This is a genomic window from Micromonospora orduensis (genome assembly GCF_006228125.1).
Classification (GTDB): Bacteria; Actinomycetota; Actinomycetes; order Mycobacteriales; family Micromonosporaceae; genus Micromonospora; species Micromonospora orduensis.
Window position 1 is genome coordinate 1 of sequence record NZ_VDFY01000049.1, and the last position, 4,985, is coordinate 4,985.

Sequence of the window (4,985 nt, forward strand, 5' to 3'; positions counted from 1 at the left end):
TCGTGGTCCAGCCCGCCGGGGCCGGCGCGGGACCGGCGGGCTGGACCACGACGATCACCCCGGCCACGAGTACGGCCACCGCGACGGCGACGGCGAACGGCCACAGCAACCGCGGTCCCCGTCGGGGTTTCGCGTGGACGCCCCGGGTCGCCTTCGCGGCGTCCGACTCACCCGGGTTGGTTGCGCGCATCGTCTCGGCTCCTTCGTCAGATGTTCTCATTCGCTCGGCGGGCTGGTGGATCAACGCCCTCCCCTCAGGAGACCGGCGGTTCGCACCGGGATAACGGTTTCTGGTGACGTCCCGGGCTACCGTCGGCGTCCACGGTGCGGTTCGCGCCCTTGGCGGACGCGAACCGGTTTCCACAACAGGAGGGAAACGCTCGGATGAACTGGACCCTGGAAGTGGTGGTCGTGCCGGTCTCGGACGTGGACCGGGCCAAGGAGTTCTACGCCGACCGGCTCGGCTTCGTCGTGGACCATGACACCGTCATCAACGACGAGGCGCGGATCGTGCAGCTGACCCCGCCCGGCTCGGGCTGCTCGGTCGTCATCGGCAGGGGAGTGGTGCCGGACATGCCGCCCGGCTCGCTCAAGGGGCTGCAACTGGTGGTGCCCGACCTGCAGAAGGCTCGCGCCGAGCTGGTGGAACGCGGTGTCGAGGTCAGCGAGATCCAGGTGGTGGGAGTCAATCCGCGGCCGGTGCCGGACCCGTTGGACAACGTGGGATTCATCTTCTTCACCGACCCGGACGGCAACGCCTGGGGGGTGCAGCAGATCTCCAGTCGGGCCTGAATTCGCCCCCGACGCGCCGCTCGGAGACCAACCCGACGCTGTGAGCCGGGGCCGACAAGCCCGTCGCGCGCCGGTATGGTGTCGGGCACGCCGTCGAGCCGGGAGGAGGTCAGAACAATGTCCGATGTTCTGCGCCCCCTCCGCGCCCCGGCGTCCACGCGGATCTGACCCGGGGCGCTCGCTCTCCGGAGGATCAACCCATGACCGACCTGGTCATCCGTCCGCTCGTCGCGGGCGAGGAAAATCTGTTCGACTCGATGCCCGATCCGCTGCCGTACCTGCGTCAGGTCGCCTACGCCGACGGGCTCGCCGGCGGCGGCTACCGGCCCGAGACCACCTGGGTCGCCCTGCGGGCCGGCCGGGTGGTCGCCCGGGCGGCCTGGCTCCTCCCACCGGGTGCCGTCGGCGCCCCCTGGCTGGAGCGTTTCGACCTGGACGCCGAGCCGGAGGTGGGGGCCGAGCTACTGCACGCCGCCCACGAGGCGCTGGGCGGCCCCGTCCGGTACCACGCGGCCCTGCCGGCGCACTGGCGACGCCGACCGGAGGTGCTCGCCGTGGTCCGGGCGCCGATGGCGGCGGCCCGCCTCGCCGGCCTTGTCGAACGGGGGGAGCGGCTCAGGTGCTCCTGGACGGGCACGCCCCTGGCGGCGTCCTCCGGACGGTACGACTTCCGCCCGCCCGTCGACCCGGCGGAGATCAACGAGCTGGTCGCCCGGATCGCCGAGCCGGACGTGCTGACCGGAGTCGAGATCGCCCAAGCGGTCGGCGGCGTCGACCTGGCCACCGACCCGCTGGCCTGGTTGGGTGAGGCGGCGCAGGGGTGGCGCGTGGCGTCGGCTGCCGGTGAACCGGTGGGCCTGGTCGGAACGGCCGGGGACGCCTGCTACCCGCTGCTGGCCTATCTCGGTCTGCTCGACGAGGCCGCCCGACCCGAGCTGCTGGCCGAGGCGGTCCGTGTGCTCGCCGCCGGTGGGGCCCGCGAGGTGATCGCCGACGTGGACGCCCACCGGGTGTCGGTGGTGGCGGAGCTGGAACGGACCGGCTTCCGGCAACTGCGCGCGCGGGTGCTGTTCGCGCCGGCCGACGAGGGCTGACTCGTTGGGGTGCGCCCTGGTGACAGGGCGCACCCCTGGACGGACCAGCCCCGCGTCCGCTGCCAGGTGACCTCGTCCGAACCGCCGGCCCGCTAACCACTTCCCGCACCTGGCGGAGCCGGCGACGATCGCCCGGGCTGCTGGGGCAGCGCCGAACCCGCCACGATCTCTCGAAGCCTCTCCCTGCCGCAGGTCAGCCGGTTGGCCGCCGTGGCCGACGCGCACCGACGGGATTCGGGGACCGTCGTGCTGCCCGACGGCCGCTTCGCCGACCGGGCGATGGTCGCCGCCGCCCAGCGCACCGTGGACCTGGCCGCCCGCTACGCCGCCTGACCCGCCCGCCGCCCGGCGGCTCGCGGGGCGTCGAGCCGGTCCAGCCGCGCGAGGTTGGCGGTGCCGCCCCGGACCACGGCGGCGGCCAACGCGGTGGTCGCCGGCTGGACGCCGCCCCGCTGCTCCGCGGCGGCGATCCGGACCGCCTGCTCCAGGTGCGCGCGCAGGTGCTGGGCGACCAGCCGATCGAACGGCTTCCCGTCGGCCGCCCGCAGCGCGGCCAACTCCTCGGCCGTGACCATGCCCGGCATGTCGTGGCCCTCGTGGGGGTTGGTGGCCGGCGCACCAGCCTCGGCCAGCAACCGGCGAGACCGGTCCAGGTCGGCGCGGTGGGTGGCCTGCACCTGGGCGGCCAGTCCCCGCAACACCGGGTCGGTGGTCCGGGCCGGCACCAGGTCGAGCACCGGCAGCACCCGTTCGGCCATCGCCACCGTCAGCTGGAGCCACGCGATGTCGGTAGGGCTGAACGGTCCCGCCGTACCCGTGGCGGGCACCGCGCTCGGCGGTGCGACCGCCGTCGCGGACGGCGCGGTGGTGCCGGTGGCGTTCGGTGACCCGGCAGCGCAGCCGGCAACGAGCAGAACGGCGATGAGCAGCGTGGGTGGCGCGGCGACGAGGGCTCGCATCCGTCCTCCCTTTCCGCCCGGGAGGGCGGGCCCGCGTGACCGGGCCCGCCCTCGGGTTGAACGTGTCGGCTCAGATCGGCCGGCCGTCGTGCCCACACTTGATGACGGGACGGATGCAGTCCTGGACGCGGCGTGCCATCTCCGCCACCGGCCAGGCGTTGAAGAAGTCACCGTGCATGGTGTAGCCCGGCCCGGAGGCCAGCCGGAACTGCGCCGGGTTGCCGTTGACCGGGTACCGCAGCACCTGCCGCAGCTTCGGCACGTGCACGGGGTGCGTCGCCGGGCAGGCCTGGTTCACCGGGTACGCCATGTGGCTCTTGTGGTCGGGCGAATCCAGGTCGCGGCCGTTCCAGCACTGCGGGAAGTCCAGGTACGACTCAAGCATCGTCCCGGCCGGGCAGGTGACGAAGTTCTTCGACGGCGGCACCTGCCCCGCGTGCAGGCAGGACCAACGGGCGATGCTCTCGTCCGGCCCGGTCGCCTTGGCGTTGCCCGCCACGATCCGCAGTCCCTGCGGGAGGGGTTGCGTGGCCGCGACGACATCGGCGCGTACGCCCTCACCCAGGTAGTAGAACGTGGAGATGGCCGGCTCGACCGGCACGTTGTTGTTGTACAGGGTCGGCACCCAGTACGACGAGACGTCCGTGCGCGGGTTGCAGGTGGTCGGAGAGTTGACCAGGTCGGGCAGCGTGGTGTGGGCGTTCGTCACTGTGCTGCCGAAGAAGCTGTGCATGTGCGAGGCCCCGGGCAGCCCGGGGAAGATGATCGGGTCGTCCGGCAGCCGGTGGCTGTACGTGCAGTCGGCGGGGAACTCCGCGACCCGGATGGCGTTGACGCCTGGGGCGGCGTCGGCCCGGCCCGTGGTGGAAACCATGTGCGTGCCGAGTAGGACCAGCAGGGCGCCGATCGCCGTGGCGAGGCGCAGCCGGCGGTGGATACCGGAGAGGGGTGCGGCCCTGTCCATCTCGTGACTCCTGTCTGGGGGGACGGGTCAGGGACAGCTCCGGCGCCGCCGCCGAAGACATCGGAGTTTGCCCTGGCCAGACTGGTGGTGGTCGGTTGAGCCCGGGCGCGAGAGAGCGCTCTCACATCTCCAGCCTCACCCTGAAGTCGACGGTTGTCAATACGTGCCGCAGTTGGTGGGAATGACGACGCAGAAGGGCCGGACCCCTGTGGGGTCCGGCCCTTCTGGACTGTCGCTCTGTCGTGTGCTCTGTCGGTGCGGCGTCAGCTGGTGGCGTAGCCGCGGGTGGCGATCCAGTCGGCGAGGTGCTCGATGGTGACCTCGTAGGCGGCGGTGTTGGGGTCGGCGGAGTCGGCGATCCTCACCACGTTCCCGCCGTCGCGGTAGCCCACGACGCTGATGTAGTGCCCACCCTCGAAGGAGTGGATCCCGCCGTCGGTGTCGGTGGTGGTGCCGGCGATGTTGGCGACCACGGCCCGGCCGTTGTCGACGGTGCGTACGACGTCGGCGCGCAGCTTGTCGGTCTGCTTGCTGTCAGCGGCGGGGGTGGAGATCTCCACCGAGTGGTAGGCGTCGTTCTTGCCGGTTTCCTTGTTCAGCACGGGGGTGATGTCGTTGATGGAGTTGGTGCCGGCCTCGGTGGTGCCCATCTCCTTGGCCATGGCGTCGACGCTGATGTTCTTGCCCTGCACGGACAGGGCGTTGCGCGCGGCGGCGGGGCCGCAGTAGTAGAAGTTCGGCTGGGCCTCGTAGCGCACACCCAGCTGACGCTCACCCGAGGGCTTGCGCTCGGTCTGGGTCTGCGAGGCGGGCTTGGCCTCGGACGCGGCGTAGGCGGCGGTGACGGGGCCGGCGATGGCGCCGCCGGTGAACGCGAGCCCGGCAGCGGTCAGAGCGGTCTTACGGATCAGATCGGTACGCATGATGGCGTGCTCCTCTGCATCGGGGGATACCCGCGAACCACACAACACGGGGGGTCTGCGTGGCGCGCGGAGAAGTTCGGGAGGGGATCTGCCCGGCGGCCCGGGGGGCCTGCTCGGGTGTCCCGGGGATGTAACCGCGACGGCCTGGCCGGTGTTCCCAACGGCCGACGCTCAACCGGGGGGCCGGCCGAATGGTCACGGTCGGCGACGACCCGGGGGGTGTAACCGTGGCGGCCGGCCGGGGTGTTCCCCG

6 protein-coding genes and 1 pseudogene are annotated in these 4,985 nt (G+C 72.2%); 3 read left to right on the plus strand and 4 right to left on the minus strand.

Going from position 1 to position 4,985, the window contains the following annotated elements; all coding sequences use genetic code 11:
* Positions 1-190: pseudogene (locus tag FHG89_RS00545) on the minus strand (hypothetical protein); the annotation flags it as partial.
* Between the two features lie 194 nt (positions 191-384).
* Between FHG89_RS00545 and FHG89_RS00550 the strand changes: the two are divergent.
* The 3 genes from FHG89_RS00550 to FHG89_RS34070 all read left to right on the plus strand — a co-directional run bounded on the left by FHG89_RS00550 (position 385) and on the right by FHG89_RS34070 (position 2,219).
* Positions 385-792 carry a VOC family protein gene (locus tag FHG89_RS00550; protein ID WP_139581908.1) on the plus strand — a complete coding sequence of 136 codons (408 nt, stop codon included), beginning with the start codon at positions 385-387 and terminating at the stop codon, positions 790-792.
* Positions 793-992: 200 nt separating this feature from the next.
* The gene (locus tag FHG89_RS00555; RefSeq protein ID WP_139581910.1) at positions 993-1,886 is read left to right on the plus strand and encodes an acetyltransferase; all 894 of its coding nucleotides are present in this window, start codon (positions 993-995) and stop codon (positions 1,884-1,886) included.
* A gap of 201 nt (positions 1,887-2,087) precedes the next feature.
* Entirely contained in the window at positions 2,088-2,219 is a 132-nt protein-coding gene (locus tag FHG89_RS34070; protein WP_280116043.1) for a hypothetical protein, read from the plus strand.
* On the opposite strand, the gene FHG89_RS00565 is transcribed toward FHG89_RS34070, so the two are convergent.
* From FHG89_RS00565 to FHG89_RS00575, 3 genes are all read right to left on the minus strand, one after another.
* On the minus strand, positions 2,207-2,845 hold the full coding sequence (locus FHG89_RS00565; protein ID WP_139581911.1) for a DUF305 domain-containing protein: 639 nt from the start codon (positions 2,843-2,845) through the stop codon (positions 2,207-2,209). The genes FHG89_RS34070 and FHG89_RS00565 overlap by 13 nt on opposite strands.
* Before the next feature lie 70 nt (positions 2,846-2,915).
* The gene (locus FHG89_RS00570; RefSeq protein WP_139581912.1) at positions 2,916-3,809 is read right to left on the minus strand and encodes a DUF1996 domain-containing protein; all 894 of its coding nucleotides are present in this window, start codon (positions 3,807-3,809) and stop codon (positions 2,916-2,918) included.
* Between the two features lie 263 nt (positions 3,810-4,072).
* On the minus strand, positions 4,073-4,732 hold the full coding sequence (locus tag FHG89_RS00575; RefSeq protein WP_139581913.1) for a C39 family peptidase: 660 nt from the start codon (positions 4,730-4,732) through the stop codon (positions 4,073-4,075).
* Positions 4,733-4,985 lie beyond the last annotated feature (253 nt).